The 19,370-nt window shown below is 28.5% G+C and carries 14 protein-coding genes; all 14 read right to left on the bottom strand.

The window, feature by feature from the left end:
- Nucleotides 1-2: 2 nt before the first annotated feature.
- Nucleotides 3-443 (bottom strand): dUTP diphosphatase, encoded by a 441-nt coding sequence (gene dut, locus ACPKM0_RS12200; RefSeq protein WP_472476327.1) that lies wholly within the window; start codon nt 441-443, stop codon nt 3-5.
- A gap of 2 nt (nt 444-445) precedes the next feature.
- Nucleotides 446-2,644, bottom strand: a complete 2,199-nt coding sequence (gene pnp, locus ACPKM0_RS12205; RefSeq protein ID WP_472476328.1) for a polyribonucleotide nucleotidyltransferase — start codon at nt 2,642-2,644, stop codon at nt 446-448.
- Between the two features lie 203 nt (nt 2,645-2,847).
- A complete protein-coding gene (rpsO, locus tag ACPKM0_RS12210; protein WP_472476330.1) occupies nt 2,848-3,114 on the bottom strand; it encodes a 30S ribosomal protein S15 in 267 nt (88 codons plus the stop codon).
- Nucleotides 3,115-3,129: 15 nt separating this feature from the next.
- Entirely contained in the window at nt 3,130-3,918 is a 789-nt protein-coding gene (locus tag ACPKM0_RS12215) for a hypothetical protein (RefSeq protein ID WP_472476331.1), read from the bottom strand.
- On the bottom strand, nt 3,915-4,829 hold the full coding sequence (truB, locus tag ACPKM0_RS12220) for a tRNA pseudouridine(55) synthase TruB (RefSeq protein ID WP_472476332.1): 915 nt from the start codon (nt 4,827-4,829) through the stop codon (nt 3,915-3,917). Before truB ends, ACPKM0_RS12215 begins: the two co-directional genes overlap by 4 nt.
- Complete coding sequence (gene rbfA / locus ACPKM0_RS12225) at nt 4,816-5,175, bottom strand: 30S ribosome-binding factor RbfA (RefSeq protein ID WP_472476333.1); 360 nt, start codon at nt 5,173-5,175, stop codon at nt 4,816-4,818. The genes truB and rbfA overlap by 14 nt, the downstream gene beginning before the upstream one ends.
- Nucleotides 5,162-7,996 carry a translation initiation factor IF-2 gene (gene infB, locus ACPKM0_RS12230; RefSeq protein ID WP_472476335.1) on the bottom strand — a complete coding sequence of 945 codons (2,835 nt, stop codon included), beginning with the start codon at nt 7,994-7,996 and terminating at the stop codon, nt 5,162-5,164. The genes rbfA and infB overlap by 14 nt, the downstream gene beginning before the upstream one ends.
- A gap of 11 nt (nt 7,997-8,007) precedes the next feature.
- The gene (gene nusA, locus ACPKM0_RS12235; protein ID WP_472476337.1) at nt 8,008-9,489 is read right to left on the bottom strand and encodes a transcription termination factor NusA; all 1,482 of its coding nucleotides are present in this window, start codon (nt 9,487-9,489) and stop codon (nt 8,008-8,010) included.
- Nucleotides 9,479-9,979 carry an LSm family protein gene (locus tag ACPKM0_RS12240; protein WP_472476339.1) on the bottom strand — a complete coding sequence of 167 codons (501 nt, stop codon included), beginning with the start codon at nt 9,977-9,979 and terminating at the stop codon, nt 9,479-9,481. The genes nusA and ACPKM0_RS12240 overlap by 11 nt, the downstream gene beginning before the upstream one ends.
- Before the next feature lie 135 nt (nt 9,980-10,114).
- Nucleotides 10,115-11,560 carry a BspA family leucine-rich repeat surface protein gene (locus tag ACPKM0_RS12245; protein ID WP_472476340.1) on the bottom strand — a complete coding sequence of 482 codons (1,446 nt, stop codon included), beginning with the start codon at nt 11,558-11,560 and terminating at the stop codon, nt 10,115-10,117.
- 152 nt (nt 11,561-11,712) lie between these two features.
- Nucleotides 11,713-12,912, bottom strand: coding sequence for a BspA family leucine-rich repeat surface protein (locus ACPKM0_RS12250; protein ID WP_472476341.1), 1,200 nt, complete (start codon nt 12,910-12,912; stop codon nt 11,713-11,715).
- A gap of 15 nt (nt 12,913-12,927) precedes the next feature.
- Complete coding sequence (locus ACPKM0_RS12255; RefSeq protein ID WP_472476342.1) at nt 12,928-13,773, bottom strand: hypothetical protein; 846 nt, start codon at nt 13,771-13,773, stop codon at nt 12,928-12,930.
- A gap of 288 nt (nt 13,774-14,061) precedes the next feature.
- Nucleotides 14,062-16,716: a DNA mismatch repair protein MutS gene (gene mutS / locus ACPKM0_RS12260; protein ID WP_472476345.1), complete on the bottom strand. Its 2,655-nt coding sequence runs from the start codon at nt 16,714-16,716 to the stop codon at nt 14,062-14,064.
- Between the two features lie 99 nt (nt 16,717-16,815).
- Nucleotides 16,816-19,365: an outer membrane protein assembly factor BamA gene (bamA, locus tag ACPKM0_RS12265; RefSeq protein WP_472476347.1), complete on the bottom strand. Its 2,550-nt coding sequence runs from the start codon at nt 19,363-19,365 to the stop codon at nt 16,816-16,818.
- Nucleotides 19,366-19,370: the final 5 nt, after the last annotated feature.

A 19,370-nucleotide genomic window follows, 5' to 3' on the forward strand; every position in this document is an offset into this window, starting at 1 on the left:
ATTTATACTCCAGTAGATCCAAAGCCACCTTCACCACGTTCTGTATCATCAAGTTCTTCAACTTCAACAAATGTAGTATTAATAACAGGTGCAATTACAAACTGAGCTATTCTGTCATTATTATTTATTACAAAATCATTTTTTCCATGATTTATTAGAATGACTTTTACCTCACCCCTATAATCTGCATCAATTGTTCCTGGAGTGTTTAATACTGTTACACCAAATTTAGCTGCTAAGCCACTTCTTGGACGTACCTGAGCTTCATAACCAGGAGGTAATGCAATTTTTAAACCAGTGGGAATTAATCCAAATTCCCCTGGTTTTAAAATATATGGTTCATCTAATTTTGCAGAAATATCTGAACCAGCACTTAATTGAGTAGTTTGTTTTGGCAAAGTTGCTCTATCATCTAATTTTACTTTGACGATTATATCTGCCATTACTATTTAGTACTCTTTTTTTTGTTGAAAGATCTTTTTTTATCATGTCTATCATGTTTTTCATGATGTTCTTTTGATTTCTTTTCTTCACCTTCTTCTGATGGAGAAATTGCATCAATATATGATAAATTTAATCTACCTTGTCTATCAATATCAATTAATTTAACAGGAATTTCTTGGCCTAAAGATAACACTTCATCAACTGATTTAACACGTTTTTTATCTAGTTTAGAAATATGACAAAGACCTTCTTTACCAGGTAAGATTTCTACAAATGCACCAAAGTCCATAATTCTCTTAACAACACCTTGATAAATTTTACCTTCTTCTGGTTCTTCAATTATTGCATGAACTAAATCTTTTGCTTTTTGAGCAGCAGAATTATTCTTACCATAAATTGTGATTGTACCATCATCTGCTATATTAACTTCAGCACCAGTTTGAGTTGCAATACCTTTAATAGTTTTACCACCAGTACCAATAACTGCACCAATTTTATCTTCTTCAACTTTCATTGTTAAGATTTTAGGAGCATTTTCATTAATATCTTCTCTAGGAGTTTCAATAGATTCTTTCATAATTCCTAAAATATGTAATCTACCGTCTTTAGCTTGTTGTAAAGCTTTTTTCATTATTTCAGGTGTAACACCAGCAATTTTAATATCCATTTGGAATGCTGTAATCCCATCTTCAGTGCCTGTTACTTTAAAGTCCATATCACCTAAGTGATCTTCTTCACCTAAAATATCAGATAAAACTACATATTTAGAATAATCAGCACCTTCTGTAATAAGACCCATTGCAATACCAGCAACTGGTTTCTTAATTGGTACCCCAGCATCCATTAATGCTAAACAACCACCACAAACAGAAGCCATTGATGAAGATCCATTAGATTCCATAATTTCTGATACAATTCTTATTGTATATGGGAAATCATCTTTTTCAGGAAGAATAGCTGTTAAAGCTCTTTGAGCTAAATGGCCATGACCAATTTCTCTTCTACCTGTAGTTAATCTACCACATTCACCAACTGAGTAAGGAGGGAAATTGTAGTGTAACATAAATGATGAGAATGATTTTTCACCATCAATATTATCGAACATTTGTTCGTCACTTGCAGTACCTAGAGTTGTAGTAGCAAGAGATTGAGTTTCACCTCTAGTAAATAATGCTGAACCATGAGTTTTTGGAAGTAATCCTACTTCACATGTTATTGGACGTATATCTGTAACTTTTCTACCATCAGTTCTAACACCTTCATCTAAAATTGATTTTCTTAAAATTTCATATTCTAATTCATCATATAAATGAGCTAATTGAGCTGGTCTTTTTTCTTCTTCTTCAATTAATGATGCAAATTTTTCTTCAACTTGATTATGAGCTTCTTTTAATGCTGCATATCTTTCCATTTTGCCTTTTACAAATGAAGCTTCACTAATTAATGGATAAGCAAATTCTCTAACTTCTTCTAACCAAGTTAAATCTTCTTCAACTTCAAATACAGGAAGTTTTTCTTTACCTGCAAGTTCTTTTAGTTCAAGTTGAGCTTTACATAAATCTTTAATTACAGGATGAGCTTTAGCAATTGCTTCAAGCATATCATCTTCACTAACTTCTTTTGCTCCACCTTCTACCATGGTAATTCCACCCATAGTACCTGCAACAACAATTTCTAATTCACATTTTTCAATTTGTTGGAAAGTTGGATTTACAATATATTCATCACCAATTTTACCCATTCTAACAGCTGCAATAGGACCATTAAATGGAATATCACTAATTGTTACTGCAGCAGATGCAGCATTAATTGCGATAATATCAGGAGTATTGATTTGGTCAGTAGATACAACAGTTGGTACAACTTGGATTTCACGACCGAAAGCTTTATCAAATAAAGGTCTCATAGGTCTATCAATTAATCTACTTACTAATATTTCTTTATCTTTAGGGCGGGCTTCCCTTTTTAAATAACCACCTGGGATTTTACCAGCAGCATAATATTTTTCATTATACTCAACTTGTAAAGGTACATAATCTAAAGGTTCACTTGGAGCTCTACCGCAACAAACTGTTGCAATTACAGCACTACCTGCATATTTTGCATAAACTGCACCACTGGTTTGCTTTGCAATTTTTCCTGTTTCAAAAACTAGGGTATCATCCCCAATTTGAACACTTGCTTTTTTTGTTTCAAACATTCTTCTTTTCCTTCATTCTTTTTGTTCTTTTTAATAGTTCTTTCTTTGTTTCTATAAGAAACTAGCCCTATTTTATTTAAAAAAATTGTTTCTTTTTTATTATTATTACTTATTTTGTTAAATGTTTCAATGATAACATTTATAAAAAAATATTGGAGAACTGTAATAATACTATCCTCCAATATCAAATAATTTAGGAATAATTATTTTCTGATTCCTAATTCAGCAATTAATGTTCTGTAATCGTCAATATTCTTATTCTTTAAGTAACGAAGTAATCTTCTTCTTTGACCAACCATTTGTAATAGTCCACGTCTTGAAGCATGATCTTTAGGATTTGCTTTAAAGTGAGCTTGTAAATCATTAATACGTGCTGTTAATAAAGCGATTTGTACTTGTGTACTTCCTGTGTTAGTTTCACCGTTACCAAATTTAGCAACAATTTCAGCTTTTTGTTCTTTAGTAATCATCTAAATACCCTTTTTCTAGCTTAATGCTAGAATATTAAATTTGTCAGAGGACTTTGGAAATGGAGAAATTTTTATTACCTCAGCTTCAATTTCAACTGTAGCTTTTAATTTTTCTTCAACCCAGAAGCCAATAAAACTACCCTTATTGGGAATTAATTGTTTTATATTCTCTGTTTTTATTAACAAAGAGTTACCAAACACTTGGGAAGGTGTTGACCCCAAATCCAGCAAATACTCTCTGCCTAGCAAAATTTGAACAACGTCCATTTTGCCAAGTTTGATTAATTGTCTTATTCTTGTAGAACTAATCACCTTATTATCACTATCTATAATAGCTTTGGTAATAACTACCTTAGTTTTACTAGAATAACGGTTAATATTTTCTTGTAATTCAAAAGATCTAAGAGATTTTTTTGGATTACCTAATTGAAAATCTTCACCAACAACTAATTCATATATATCTAAGTTTTTACATAATATTTGTAAAAACTCATCAGCACTAAGTTTACTGATTTTTCTAGAAAAGTCAATAATGACCTCTAAATCAAAGCCCATTTTTTCAAAAGTCATTGACTGTAATTCTTTAGTAAGTAAAGGTTTTTCATCTACCCTTCTACCACTTTGCATTTTAGGATTTCTATTAAATGTAATTACAACAGAAAAAAAATCATTTTTTGTTACTTTATTTAAAATTTCTTGATGGCCTAAATGGATTCCATCAAAAACTCCAATACAAAGAGAAATTTTTTTATCTTTATAATCATTATCAATTTTTATAAAATCTTCTAAATCTATGGTATTCACTTTTTATTCCTATCAAAACATGGGTTTATCTGTGAAATAATTTTAATTATTTTTTTATTATTATCAAGTTGTAAAACACATCTTAATACTTCATCTTTTGAATAAATAGCTGCAAAATAAGCATTTTCTTTGATATTGTTTTCTATTAAATAATCATAAGAAGGTTTTTTGCCATTAGCTAAATCAAAGAGATATTCATCTTCGATGTAATAAGTTGATACAGAATCTAATCTTTTTAAATAATCATCTGTTTTATTTATCCCACTTATAATATTCTCTTTAGTATCTGTATTTACAGCTTCATCTAAAGAAAAAGGTCCAATTGAAACCCTTTGTAAATCTATTAAATGGCCACGAGAATCGCAACTTAAAGCTAAATCTCTTGCTATTGATCTAATATATGTACCTTTGGAAACATGTATCTTACAAACTAAATCTTGATTGTTATAAGAAATAATATCAAAAGCATATATGTTAATTGGCCTTTTTGGCATTTCAACTTCTTTACCACTTCTAGCAATTTTATATGCTCTTTTACCATTTACATGAATTGCTGAATAAAGAGGTGGGGATTGTAAAATTTCACCTAAAAAATTTTTAGAAATAGAATCCTTTATCATATCAAGAGATGGTATATTTGCAGTTGCAATTACATCACCTTCTATATCTAAGGTAGAAGTTTCTTCTCCAAACCTAATTGTAGCTATATATGTTTTATCTAATGTTGAAAAAAGCTGATTAAGCTTTGTAGTAGATCCAGTTAAAACAATCATCAAACCATTTGCAAACTTATCTAATGTTCCAGCATGACCAACTTTTTTATCAACATTTCTTTTAATAGAACCTAAAGATTTAAACGAAGTTATATCTTTAGGCTTATTAGTTAGGATAATATGACTATTCTTCCCCATGATACTCTAATGAATCTATTAAATTATTAACTTTTTGAGCATCTTTATATGAAACATCTGCTTTAAAAGTTAATTTAGGTGTATTTCTTGTATTAAGAAATTTTGCTAATCTTCCTTGAATAAAGGCTGCAGCTTTTTGTAAACCTGCAACACTTTTTTTCAAAGAACCATCTTCTAATACACTTGTAATATATATAGTCGCATATGCATTATCATGAGATAAATCAACTCTAGATACAGAGCAAAAAGTACTAACATTATGGTTTTTGATTTCACCTTTAACTATTAATGTACTTATTGCTTCTTGAATCTTTGATTCTATTCTTTTTTGACTAAACTGACTCATTCTTTTTACCGTCTTCTAATTTTCTTGCAACTTTTTCTTCTTCAACAACTTCTAAAATATCACCAACTTTTAAGTCTTGGAAATTTTCTAAGCCGATACCACATTCGAAACCTGCTGCAACATCTTTAGCATCATCTTTAAATCTCTTAAGAGATGATAATTTGATTAATGATTTACTTACTTGGATGTTATCTCTGATAACTCTTACTAAGCTATTTCTCTTAACTTTACCTTCAAGAACATAACAACCAGCAATAATACCAATTTTTGGAACTTTAAATGTATCTCTAACTTCAACTGATCCAATTTCAACTTCTTTAACAATTGGAGATAGCATACCTTCCATAGCATCTCTAACATCATCTACTACATCGTAAATAATATTATATTTTCTGATTTCAACTTTTTCTTGTTCAGCTAATGCAGATGCTCTAGGTGTAGGTCTTACATTGAACCCAATAACCAGTGCAGAAGAAGCTGAAGCTAAAGTAATATCACTTTCAATAATAGCACCAGCACTAGCTCTAATTACATTAAGTCTGATTTCACTAGTTGATAATTTTTCTAATGAAGATTGTAAAGCTTCTACAGAACCTTGTACATCACCCTTAATAATAACATTTAAGCTTTCAATAGCACCTTCTTTAACTTTATCAAATAAAGTATCAAGAGAGAATTTATTAGCTGATTTATTAGCACCTAAGCGTTCAAGTTCTTGACGTTTAGATCCAACTTGTCTTGCTTGTTTTTCATCTTCTGTAACTTGGAAAGGATCCCCAGCTGATGGAATATTAGATAAACCAATAATTTCAACAGGAGTTGATGGTCCAGCTTCTTTAATTTTCTTACCAGTATCATCAAACATAGCTCTTACTCTACCAGGATAAATACCTGCTACATAATAATCACCTTGTCTTAATGTACCTCTTTCAATTAATACAGAAGCTACAGTACCTCTACCTTGGTCAATTCTTGATTCTATAATTTTACCTTCAGCTCTACAACAAGGATTAGCTTGCAATTCTAACATTTCACTTTGTAATAATATTGTATCTAATAGATCATCAATACCTTCTTTCTTTAGAGCAGAAATTCTACAATAAAGAGTTTGCCCACCCCATTCTTCTGGCATTAATCCTAAGTCTGATAATTGTTGCATTACTCTTTCTGGATTAGATTCAGGTAAATCACATTTGTTTATTGCAACAATGATTGGTACTTTTGCAGCTTTTGCATGGTCAATAGCTTCACGAGTTTGAGGCATTACACCATCATTAGCAGCAACAACTAAGATAACAATATCAGTAATTTGTGCACCACGAGATCTCATCATTGTAAATGCAGCGTGACCTGGTGTATCTAAGAATACTACTTCACCTTTATCATCTTTTAATGAAACTTTATAAGCACCAATATGTTGTGTAATACCACCAAATTCTCCACCTGCTACATTAGTAGATCTAATTGCATCTAATAATTTAGTTTTACCATGGTCAACGTGACCCATAATTGTAACAATAGGAGCTCTTTCTTCTAAATCACTTTCAGTATCTTCTTCACTTTCAATTAATGTTTCATCATATAATGATACTAAGTTAACCTTACAGTTATATTCGTTAGCTATTATTTCAGCTGTTTCATGGTCAATTTGTTGGTTAATAGTAACCATACTGCCCATTGTGAATAATTTTGCAATAATATCATTAGCTTTCAAATTCATTTTTTTAGCTAAATCAGCAACAGTGATTGATTCCATAATAGAAATAGATTTTGGAACTGATGCAAGTTGAGCTGCAACTTGTTCTCTCTTTCTTTGAATTTGGAATTCTTTTTCTTGCTTAGCATCACGTTTTTGATAAGAATTATTTTTTTTCTTATAGTTCTTATTCTTTGTTTTTGTTTTATTAAAATCTGTTGGTGATGGAGCGCTGTTATTATTATTTTGTCCACCAAAACGAGGTCTATTATTGAAATTATTAGGGCCATTGTTATTTCTTCTGAAATTATTTGGTCCACCATTATTTCTATTATTAAAATTACCTCTATTATTGTTGTTGTTATTATTATTTCTGTTATAATTATTGTTTCCACCATTATAATTAGAATTACCATTTCTATTATAATTATTGTTTCCATTATTATTTCTATTATAGTTATTATTACCAGAATTGTTTCTGTTATAATTGTTATTTCCACCATTATAATTAGAATTACCATTTCTGTTATAATTATTGTTTCCGCTATAATTAGTATTATTTCTATTATAGTTATTATTAGAAGAATTATTTCTGTTGTAATTATTATTATTGTTGTTTCTATTGTAGTTATTATTTCTACCTCTAGAACCAGCGACAGGTCTACCACCTACTGTACCTGCAACTCTAGGAGCTGAAGTTCTAGCTTTTGGTTCTGCTGAACCTACAGGATTTTTGCTTTGCCATTCTGCATGATCTTTAGCAGTTTTACCTTGATTTGGTACAGGAGGAAGATTAGTACTTTTAATAATCCTAGGCCCAGCATGTAAAGGAGAAAAACCTTTATTAGCTGGAGCTTTTTTAATAATTTTCTTTTTACTCTCAGCAGAAGAACTTGAATTATCAATATTTTTTCTAGGTGCAATTGAGCTACCACTATCTTTACTATCATCTTCAACAGATTTAGCATGTGGTTTTACTCTTACAACCTTTTTCTTTACTATAATTTTTTTCTTTTCAATTTTATGTTGATTATGCTTTTCAGCAGCTTCTACAGGTTTTGTAGGTTCTGCTTCATTATTTGAACTTTTTACATGTTTAATTAAAGTTGCTTTTTTTTCACTCATACTTTTCTATTCTATTCCTCTTCATCTTCTTCTACGGTTTCAAACGCTAAACCTGTACCGCATTCTGGACATTCGCTCATATCTAAAGTAATAACATGGCCACAGTTAGGACACTTATACTCGTATTCATCTTCGTCATCTTCTTCTACAATATCTACATATTGTAAAATGATAGTATTAATAGCTTCTAATTCTTCTTTTGAGAAGTCTCCGAATTCTTCAATCTCAGCATCACTTAAATTTACGAATTCTTCAATAGTATAAACATCATGGAATTGAAGTTTAGATACAATATTTTGATCTAATTCAATATCAGCAAATTCTATTTCATCTTCAGCTATTCCAGTTTCTTGTGCTACAACTTCTTGATCTTCTTCATAATACTCTTCTTCTACACCACTATTAAAGAATGATTCAGCTCTTTCCTTAGCATCATTTACAAATTCCATTTCTTGGAATTCTGCTGGAGTTTTAACATCAATATTCCAGTCACATAACTTCTTTGCTAATTTAACATTTAAACCACCCTTACCAATTGCTAATGATAATTGTGATTCATCTACAATTGCAATAGCTCTGTAAGTTAATCTATCAGTAATTACTACATCAATTACTTGAGCAGGAGTTAAAGCATTCATAATATAATTAACAGGGTTTGAATCATAATTGATTACATCAATTTTTTCACCTTCAATTTCTTTAATAACAGTTTGAATTCTATTACCTTTTAAGCCAACACAAGCACCAACAGGATCAATATCTTGATTGTTAGTTTTTACAGAAACCTTTGATCTATAACCTGCTTCTCTAGCTACATTCATTATTTCAATTTGACCTTGCCCAATCTCTGGTACTTCAAGTTCAAATAAATGTCTAACTAACTCAGGTGAAGTTCTAGATAATATAACTCTTACACCTCTATCATTTTTTTCAACTCTTTCTACAAAACATTTAATTTTATCATCTTGTGAGTAACTTTCTCTAGGTGATTGGTATCTTGCAGGTAATATTCCTTCAGTAGAACCAATATTTACAAAAATATCATTTCTAATTCTACGATTGAAATAACCATTAATTAAGCAGCCTTCTTTACTCTTAAATTCACTGTAAATAGAATCTTTTTGAATATCTCTAAAGCTTTGGTGTGCTTTTTGCTTAGCGCTCTGTACACTAATTCTATCAAAAGTTTTATTAATATCAATAGGGATTAACATTACATCACCAATTTCTGCTTCATCATTATATTCTTTAGCTTCTTCTAATGAAATTTGGTCTAATGTGTTATAATAATTATCCTCATCAACAATCATTTTCCTTGAAGATAATTCTACCGAACTTAAATCGTCTCCAAAAGAAACAACAGCATTAATATCATTTCCAAATTTTCTTTTGTATGCAGCTTTTAAGAAATCTTCTATTGTGGATTTTACTAAATCTTCAGAAATACCACTATCAACTAATCTTTTTATAGCATCTCCTAAATCACTTGGCATGTTTTCTGTCCTCCCAAATATATTCCAATTTTGCTTTTGAAATATTTTCAAAATCTATATTTAATTCTTCATCAAGTTTTTTATCATCTTGATCTATACATTCAGTTAATACTAAAGAGTCTTCTAAAACGTCTTTTATTATACCTGAAAACCATTTTGATTGTCGAATATCGTAAACTCTTACTCTCTTTTTTTCAAACAATCTAAACTCATAAGCATCTTTTATTTTTCTTTGTAACCCTGGAGTCGAAACTTCTAAATTAAATTCTTGCTCTGGAGCTAATTTTAGTTCTAATCTAGGTTTAATTAATCTGTGAACTTTTGCACAATGATCTACCGTTGTTTCACCTTCAGTTTTCTTAATTACTACTGATAAATTAGCATTATATGGGCTTTCACTAAATTTGATGTCAACTAAAGTGATATCTAAAGCTTCTAATAAAGGTGCATATTCTAAAAATAATGGATCTCTTGTAATATTATTTTTCATAAATTCCTTTTACCTATACCAATAAAAAGGAGACTTGCGATTTGCAGTCTCCTATAAATCAATATCTAAATGTGTTTTTATAATACAAAATTAAATATCTATTGTCAATAGTTAATGTTTTTACATAACTTTTAATTATTTAAACTTTTCTGGTTTGTTTGCGTCTTCAATAGCTGAGCCATCAAATATATTATCAAAAGATGAAACATTATCAACATCCCAACCTGATATATTTTGATTAAATGATGAGGCATTATTAAACATATATCTCATATCTTTCACATTAATTACATTCCAATTTGAAATATCTTTATTGAATAAATTAGCATCTTTAAACATTCCAAGCATACTTTCTACTTTACTTACATTCCAATTTAGAAGGCCACCATTGAATGAAGTTGCACCACTAAACATTTCAACCATATTTGTAACATTACTTACATTCCAATTTGAAAGATCTTGATTAAAAGATGTTGCTGATTCAAACATTAATTCGAATGTAGTTGCTTTACTTACATCCCAATTTGATATATTTGAATTAAAGAGTGTTGCACCACTAAACATATTTCTAAAAATTGTGCAATTTCCAACATTCCAACTTGAAATATCCCCATCAAAAGCAAATGCGTACATAAACATACTAGACATACTAGTTACACTGCTTACATTCCAATTAGTTAAATCTTGGTCAAAAGCCCTTGCACTTGAAAACATAGACCCCATATTAGTCACATTACTTACATCCCAATTAGATATATCTTGATTAAATGCTTCTGCACTTGAAAACATTCTTCTCATATTTGTTACATTGCTTACATCCCAACTTGATATATTTTGATTAAATGATGAGGCATTATTAAACATAGATTCCATATTATTTACATTACTTACATCCCAATTAGTTATATCTTTATTGGCACTGCCATCAAAATAATCTCCTAAAGAAGACATATCATCTAAACCAAAAGTTTCAATAGTATCATAATCCATATCAGTATTTAATAATGTAGTTAATTCACTTCTTGTCATAGGTGTTATTGTATCTTTATTAACAAATTTTGCTCTTTCATTATTAATTATCAATTTACCTTTAATTATTCCATCTTGATATAAATAATAGTAATCATCATCTAAATTAATAGTTGTTTTAAATACTGTGCAATCAGATTCAGTTTTAGCCTTAGCTATTTGATTTTCGTCTTTATCATATATATCAATATTTGCTACATCGCCAAAATCAATAGAACTTTTTGAAGAAACACTAAAACTATCAACACAATCTAGTTCCCATTTTGCATAAAGAATAATATCTGATTTTAAAACTTCATCGTCAAAATCCCAAGCATTAGTACATTCTTCATCACAATACCAACCTATAAAAGAATAACTATCTTTTGTTGGAGTTTCTGGTTCTATTACATAACCTATAAAACTTTGATCTGATAGTAAACTTCCACCATTAGTTTCAAAGGTAGCCACAGCACCTTCCATTGTTTGCATATAATCACCACAACTAGTAATAATTAAAGAGAATAATATAATTAAAATTATATATATAATTAGATTTTTATTTGTTTTCATATAGTTTTCCTTTTTTATAATGAAATACTTACTAAATCTATTAAAACACTCACTATTGAGAATAAACTAATGTGTTATGTAATATGAAAATATGAGTATGCTTTAAAAGTAATTTCTATTTTATGTAGTAGAGAATTTTAGAAATATTTTTATTATTTAAACTTATCTGGTTTGTAAGCTTCTATAATTGCTGAGCCTTCGAATATATCAATATATGTATCAACTTTATCAACATTCCAATTTGATATGTCTTGATTAAATGAACTTGTACCTCTAAACATGAATGCCATATTAGTAACATTACTAACATTCCACAATGATATATCAGAATTAAACTTTTCTGCAGCCATAAAAGTTCCACTCATATCAGTAACTTTATCTACTTCCCAAGAAGATAAGTCACTATTAAAATTTAGTGCCAAACGAAACATACCAGCCAAAGTTGTAACATTACTCACATTCCAAGATGATATATCAGAATCAAATACACTAGCATTAGTAAACATACTATCCATATTAGTTACATTATCGACTTTCCAAGAAGATAAATCCGATTTAAATGATGAAGCACCATTAAACATTGAACTCATATTAGTAACATTACTTACATCCCAAGATGATAAATCTTCATTAAAGGTTGAATTATCAAAAAATAATTCACTCATATCTTCAACACCAAAGACTTCAAGAGTATTTACAGCTATAGAATTATTTATACAATTCTCTATTTCAGATAATAAATCGTTTTTATTCATTGGAGTTATAGTATCTTTATCTACTAATTTAGCTCTTTCATTTTTTATTATTAATTTTGCTTGTTTTACACCAGCTTTGTATAAATAGTAATAATCATCACTTAATTCTTCGTCTATGACAATTTTTGTTCCACTTGCTTCAATTGAAGCATTAGAAACTTTTTCATTACTCTTGTTAAAAATCTCTATATCTGATGAATCACTAATATCTATTGTACTTCTATCTGAAATAGTTATACCGGTAACTTCTTCTGAATCACTACTACTAGGAGTTGAATCTTCTTCTGAATCATCTATACTTTCTGAAGTTATCCATTTAGCATACAAAGTAATATCTTCTTTAGAAATATCCTTTTCAAAATCCCAAACGGTTGTACACTCTTCATCACAATACCAACCATCAAAATAAAAACCATCTTTTGTGGGATCATCAGGCTCTTCAATAAATCCAATTATACTTTGATTAGCTATATCACTGTTTTCAAAAGTAACTATTGCCCCATTCATTGTTTGCATATAATCACCACAACTAGTTATTATTAATGAGAATACTACAATTAGTATTATATATATTATTGTTTTTATATTTGTTTTCATAAAGATCCTCTATTTTTATAATGAAATGCTTGTTCCAGCTGTAATTATACTTTCAACAGAAAATGAGGTATCCCCTTTAAATGCTATAGCATTTCCTCTCATAAAAATTTTAGTATCTTTATTTATTTTTGAAACAATATTTAAGCCTACATCTCCATACATATCAAAAAAATACATTGCACCATTAGTTGCATGAACTGGGACTTCTATTAAAACACCTCCACCTACTTCAGGAATTAAAGAAAAAATACCTAAATTTAGTGGGTAATCTACACCAACTCCTAAAAGTGCTGTATGAATACTACTTATTGCACTATTTTCAGATTCGCCATACCAATAGCTTACTTCATTATAGAGATCTACTTCATTTTTAGGATTTTCAAATCTAAAAGAAGCACCATAACCAGAACTATATATATTATCACTAATATTTATAGTTGGAATTACAAAAACTCCTCCTAAATATATAGATGAGTCATTTTGTTTTTCTGTTTTAGATTTTTTTACAATATCTTTTGTATCAATAAATGCTAATTCAATTTCTTCAACAGTTTCCCACTTTTCAGTTTTTTCATTATATTTAAGCTTTACTGTTTCACTCCAATTAGCATTATCAAATGAATATTGATAATAGATACTATCTTTAGTCTTATCATTTGTTTTAAGTCTTATAGTATGACTGTTTATATCTAAGAGATTCCAATTGTTATCATCAAATGAATTAAATTGATATCTACAACTTTTAATATCGTCTCTTACAATAACATTTAAATAAATGATTTCGCTATTATCATTAGCAAAAAGTTGAATAGGTATAAAAAATATACCGAAAAGTATTATCAGAAATAGTTTTTTGTTCATGTTTGTTTCCCCTCACTCATTATAATAAATTAGACATAATCATAAGTAAAGAAAATTTAAAAATTATTTTAGTATAACAATTATTTTAGTAAAAAAGTATACAAATAAATTTGATATGTATAAATTTATACATATCAAATTTATTATTAGTTATATAGTTAAAAATAAAGATTTATTATAACACAAAAACAATTGATACTATGTAAATATTATTTTTAAGATTAAAATAGTAATTTATCTAACAAGCTATAACAAGTTAAAAAAAATTCAATAAATTAAAGCTAATAATTATTCATTCTCTTCAATTTCATTCTTTAATTTTTCTAGAAACAATAGAGCTTGAATTGGAGTTGATCTTGTCAAATCAAAATTTATTATTTCATCAACAATAGATTTATAATTAATACTTACATCTTCACAATCATCTTGGTTTTCTAATTCTTCTAATTGAGCCATAGAAAATAAATCCATTTGATTGTTTTTTATAGTATATTCACCAAAATGTTTTCTTTGAAATTTATCTGCATCCTTAAGAATTGAAGATGGGACTCCTGCTAACTTTGCTACATGTAAGCCATAAGATGAATTTGCAACTCCATCTATAACTTTTCTTACAAAAGTAATATCTTTACCCTTCTCATCTACAGCTAAAGTCAATAATTTAACATTAGATGTATCTAAAAGGGTTAATTCATGATAATGTGTGGCAAAAAGAGTCTTACAATTAATATTAACTAAATGCTTCATAAAAGCATTAGCAAGACTCATACCATCTTGAGTACTTGTACCTCTTCCTATTTCATCCATAATAACAAAAGAATTCTCACTTGCTGTTCTAAGGATATGAGCAGCTTCTTGCATTTCAACCATAAATGTTGATTCGCCTTTAGCAATATTATCAGAAGCACCTACTCTACAAAAGAGTTTATCTACTAATGAAATTTTAGCACTATCACTTGGAACAAAGCTACCAATTTGAGTTAATAATATAATTAAAGCACATTGTCTTAGATAAGTTGATTTACCTGCCATATTAGGTCCTGTAATCAAACAGAATCTCTTTCCATCTTGTTTTAATAGTAAATCATTAGGTACAAAAGAACCTAATCCTAATTGTTTTTCTACTACAGGATGTCTACCATTTATTATCTCTACTTTATTATCATCTACTATTGTAGGTTTATTATAATTATATAAATCAGCAACTAATGAAAAAGATTGTAAAACATCTATTCTACTTAACGCATTTGCTAACATAAGTAGTGAATTTGAGATACTTGCTGCTTTCTCTACAATATTATTATATACTTCTCTTTCTCTCTTCTCAGCAGCATAACTACTTTTTAAAATTTTAGTTTCAATTTCACTTAACTCATCACTTGTATATCTTTCAGCATTTACAAGAGTTTGTTTTCTATAAAAATTAGAAGGGACTTTATCAGTGTGAGTTTTTCTAACTTCAATATAATTACCCAATATTTTATTATACCCAAGTTTAATATTTGGTATATTTGTCACCTCTTTTATACTATCAATATAATTATTTAGATATTTTGATCCCTGATTTTTTATATCCCTAAGTTCATCTAATTCTTTATCAAAGCCTTCTTTTATTATTTTACCTTCTTCAAAAGGTCCTTGGATATTATCATTTATTCCTCTTTGAATTAAATCAACAAGAGAAAAAATATCATTCATAGTATCTTCTTTAACTTCAATTAAAGAATTACTAATTTCAACAGTCTTATTTGAATTTGTATTAATTAATGTTTCGTAACGAATAAAATCATCTTTAATTATATTGAAGAATGAGGTTGCTGTTCTCTTTATTCCTAATAAGTCACTTGGTAGGTTTCTTTTCATAGAAATTCTAGTTGTAAGTCTTACCATATCTAGAACATTTTTTAATTCATCTCTAACTCTATCTCTTTCTTCTCTATTGTTTTTAAAGTATTCAACCCAATCTTGTCTATTTAAAATAATATCTTTATTTACTAAAGGATAACTTAACCATTTCTTTAATAATCTAGTTCCACCACTTGTTATGGTTTTGTTTACAACAGAATAAAGAGTGTTATGAGATCTTCCATCTTGTGTATTAACAAGTATCTCTAAACTTTTTCTTGTTGAAGAATCTATTACCATAAAACTTGTATCTTCTTCAATTCTATATGACGTAATTTGGTTTAGTGAAGACATTGATGTGTCGTATATATATTTTAAGAGAGCACCAGCTGGTTTAACACCGGGATAATCTTCTTCTATATTAAATATCTTTAATGTTTTTAATTGCAAATGTTCAGTTAATTTTTTATATGCTCTTTTTTTAGTAAAACTTATTGATTGTAACTTTGTGATCATTACATTTGTTTCATCAAGCATTTTAGAAAAATCTGTATGTACAAAATAATCATCTTCATTAACTAAGATTTCTTTTGGTCTAATTTGAGAAAGTAAAGCATTAAGTTGTTGAAAATTAGTATCTTTTTCAAAAGTCTTTAATATAAAATCACCACTAGTAATATCACTAAAGGCAACAGAAGTTATTCTTCTTGAATAAGATATACAAATAATATAATTACTAGATTTACTATCTAAATAATCATCTTCAACTACAGTTGCAGGAGTTACAACTTGTACAACATCTCTTTTTACTAGTTTTATATCTTTAGATGGAGTTTCAACTTGTTCACAAATTGCTATTTTTTTCCCAGCTTCTAACAATCTTTTTATATATACTTTTGAAGCATGATATGGAATTCCACACATAGGAGTTTTCCCTCTATGTGTTAATGTCAAATTTAAAAGTCTTGATATTTCTATAGCATCATCATCAAACATTTCATAAAAATCACCTAGTCTAAAAAATAATACTTTATCTCTGTGGTTCTCTTTAATCTGATTATATTGTGCCATCATAGGTGTAACTTTATCTTTTTTCATAGTTTTGAGTATAACAAGGAGTGTTGAAAAATTAAAGCTGAAAATAAAAACTCTTTCCCAATTTTGAGAAAGAGTTTTAATATTTTTATTGTTTTATTTTTAATATAAAGAAGTTGTAAATGCTAATACTAAATTTACACCGTTAAATATACTATTATCATCAGTAAAGTTAAACAATGAACCTTCAACAAATGTAAAGTCTTCGCTCTCACTATTTAAGATAGTAGCATCTTTTACTAAATATAAACCAATTGGGAATCCTGAAATTTCAAGCTTTGCACCAATTCCAGTTGCAAAATACCAATCCCAATTATTAAAGTTAATTGCATCAGAATAATCTTCTGAAACAGCTGTTGCACTAATAAACGTATCTACAGCCAAAATATTATCTACAATTGAATATTGAAGAGATAATTTGTTATCAAATACAAATTCTAAATCTTCTACAACATCATGACCTAAAGCAACCGATGTTCCATCAATATATAACATTTCACTAACTGTTGCCCCTTCAATTGCATCATAAAAACCGTAACCATATGTTGAATGATTATAATATTGAGGTAACATTAAACTAAAGCTAGAAGAATAAGAACCAACTATAGTTTTCTGTTTTTCTTCTTCATTAACCCAACTATATATTGGAGTATAGGCTGCAAAACTAGTTACAGATTTATTATAGTTAGATAAACCACCTAAAATACCACCTGCATAAGTAAAGTTTTGAGCAACATACCAACCTCTTGTTGTATTATTAATTAAGTCTCTACCATCCCATGCAATACCTAATGTATATTTATTTGAGAATTGCCATTTAAGACTATATTGGTAAATCAACCAAGAGAATGGTAAATAGTTACTATCAAAATATGCTCTATTTACACCTAAATCTAAACCTGTGCTTAATATTAATGAACCTGGATCAAAATCAAATGTATAACCAGTATTATATCCTGCAGATATTCTATATAACTCATAATCCATTAAATATTGAGAATCTGGATAATCTTCATCAGCTGCTAGGTATTCATCGTATGAACTGTATCCTAGTGGATAAGCATTTTCACTATCTTCCTCTTCTAAGTGACCTGTGTAGAAACTATCACTACCCTTAACTAATACATCATCAACATATGAATGTTGGAATGATAGTGAGAAACCATTTGACCATGGGATTTCACCAAAGTATTCATCTGTAAAGCTAACTGAAGCTTTTTGGGTTGAAGGAGATAGTGTTACACTAGTTGATAAATCATTACCAGTTCCAAATACATTTCTGTCTGTTAGAGTTGCAAAACCGGAAATTGGGAAATCATCAGTTGTTCCACCAAAAGTTGCACCAAATTGAATATCTTGTTGTCCACCTTCAGTTAATTCGATTATTAAATTACAATTTTCTTCATCAATAGCATCTATTGAATAATTTAACTCAGTAACCAATTGAGTATTTTGAATATTTCTTAAACTTTGCTCAACTGCAGATTTATTAAAATAATCACCCTCTTTTATTTCTAATTCTCTCAAGTATACTTTTTCTTGAGTATTTCCAATGCCATTAATAATAATTTTATTAATTTTAGCTCTTGGACCTTCATTTATTTGGATAATGAAATTAATTAAATTTTTTTCTTCATCAACGGAAGTTAATGGATTTATAGCTAATTTAATATAACCTGCATCATAATAAATTTGAGATATATTAGATAACTCTTGCATCCAAAGACCTCTATTAAACACATCCCCTTCTTCTAAGGTTATGTTTGTTAATAGCTCTTCAGTTGTAATAAGTTCATTTCCTTCTAATCTTAATTCACCAAGTGTCCAAACATTACCCTCATTAACATTATAAATTAGTTTAATAGTTTCTTTTGTTTCAGTTTCACTTAGAACAACTTTTTCAGGACCAGTAACGGTTGCTGTAATATATCCATGGTTATAATAAAAGTTTAATAGATTTTCTAAATCAGCTTGTACTTTAGTTTCTGAATAATAACCACTCTTAAACAAAGATTTAGTAGTTGATTTAATTTGATTTGCTAATATTTTAGAATTATAGTTTTCATTGCCTTCAAATTCAATTTCACTTACAATAACTTGTTTACCTTCAGTAATTTCAAAATTAATAGAAACTGTATTATTTTCAGTATCTTCAATTAATTCAGGAGAAACATTTACGTTTGAAAAACCTTTATCATTGTATGCCATTTTAATTTGCTCAGCAGCATTTGCCATTTCAAAGCCTTCGTAAAAGGTATCTAAAGATAATGCACTCTTTTCAAGAAGAGTAGAATCATCTATTTCATCATTCCCATTAAAAGTAACATCATTTAGTAATTGCTTTTCAAAAAAAGTAATTACTAATTTCAACTCATTAGTATCTGGTTTAACTCGAACTGCATCTGCATAAAAGTAAGAAAAATAATTTAAAGAATATAATTCAGCTTGCAATTGGTTAAATAAATCTTCTGAGTAGATCTTATTCCTATATTTGAATAATATATTTGAAACTTCATTATCGTTTGCATTAATTATTCCGTCTGTTTCAAATTGTGATATTTTAACTCCATCATACCAAGCATCATCAGCTGCAAATAAACTGAAAACACTAATAAATGAAATCAAAATTAATAAAGAAAACTTTTTAAACATTGTAT

The sequence above is a fragment of the Pleomorphochaeta sp. genome (assembly GCF_050031695.1).
GTDB lineage: Bacteria > Spirochaetota > Spirochaetia > Sphaerochaetales > Sphaerochaetaceae > Pleomorphochaeta.

Excerpts from the sequence above, each read along its gene's own strand:
- ACPKM0_RS12240 (WP_472476339.1), bottom strand. The coding sequence starts at position 9,979 with ATGAAAAATAATATTACAAGAGATCCATTATTTTTAGAATATGCACCT.
- bamA (WP_472476347.1), bottom strand. The coding sequence starts at position 19,365 with ATGTTTAAAAAGTTTTCTTTATTAATTTTGATTTCATTTATTAGTGTT.
- dut (WP_472476327.1), bottom strand. The coding sequence starts at position 443 with ATGGCAGATATAATCGTCAAAGTAAAATTAGATGATAGAGCAACTTTG.
- pnp (WP_472476328.1), bottom strand. The coding sequence starts at position 2,644 with ATGTTTGAAACAAAAAAAGCAAGTGTTCAAATTGGGGATGATACCCTA.
- ACPKM0_RS12255 (WP_472476342.1), bottom strand. The coding sequence starts at position 13,773 with ATGAACAAAAAACTATTTCTGATAATACTTTTCGGTATATTTTTTATA.
- truB (WP_472476332.1), bottom strand. The coding sequence starts at position 4,829 with ATGGGGAAGAATAGTCATATTATCCTAACTAATAAGCCTAAAGATATA.
- infB (WP_472476335.1), bottom strand. The coding sequence starts at position 7,996 with ATGAGTGAAAAAAAAGCAACTTTAATTAAACATGTAAAAAGTTCAAAT.
- rpsO (WP_472476330.1), bottom strand. The coding sequence starts at position 3,114 with ATGATTACTAAAGAACAAAAAGCTGAAATTGTTGCTAAATTTGGTAAC.
- ACPKM0_RS12245 (WP_472476340.1), bottom strand. The coding sequence starts at position 11,560 with ATGAAAACAAATAAAAATCTAATTATATATATAATTTTAATTATATTA.
- nusA (WP_472476337.1), bottom strand. The coding sequence starts at position 9,489 with ATGCCAAGTGATTTAGGAGATGCTATAAAAAGATTAGTTGATAGTGGT.
- ACPKM0_RS12250 (WP_472476341.1), bottom strand. The coding sequence starts at position 12,912 with ATGAAAACAAATATAAAAACAATAATATATATAATACTAATTGTAGTA.
- rbfA (WP_472476333.1), bottom strand. The coding sequence starts at position 5,175 with ATGAGTCAGTTTAGTCAAAAAAGAATAGAATCAAAGATTCAAGAAGCA.
- mutS (WP_472476345.1), bottom strand. The coding sequence starts at position 16,716 with ATGAAAAAAGATAAAGTTACACCTATGATGGCACAATATAATCAGATT.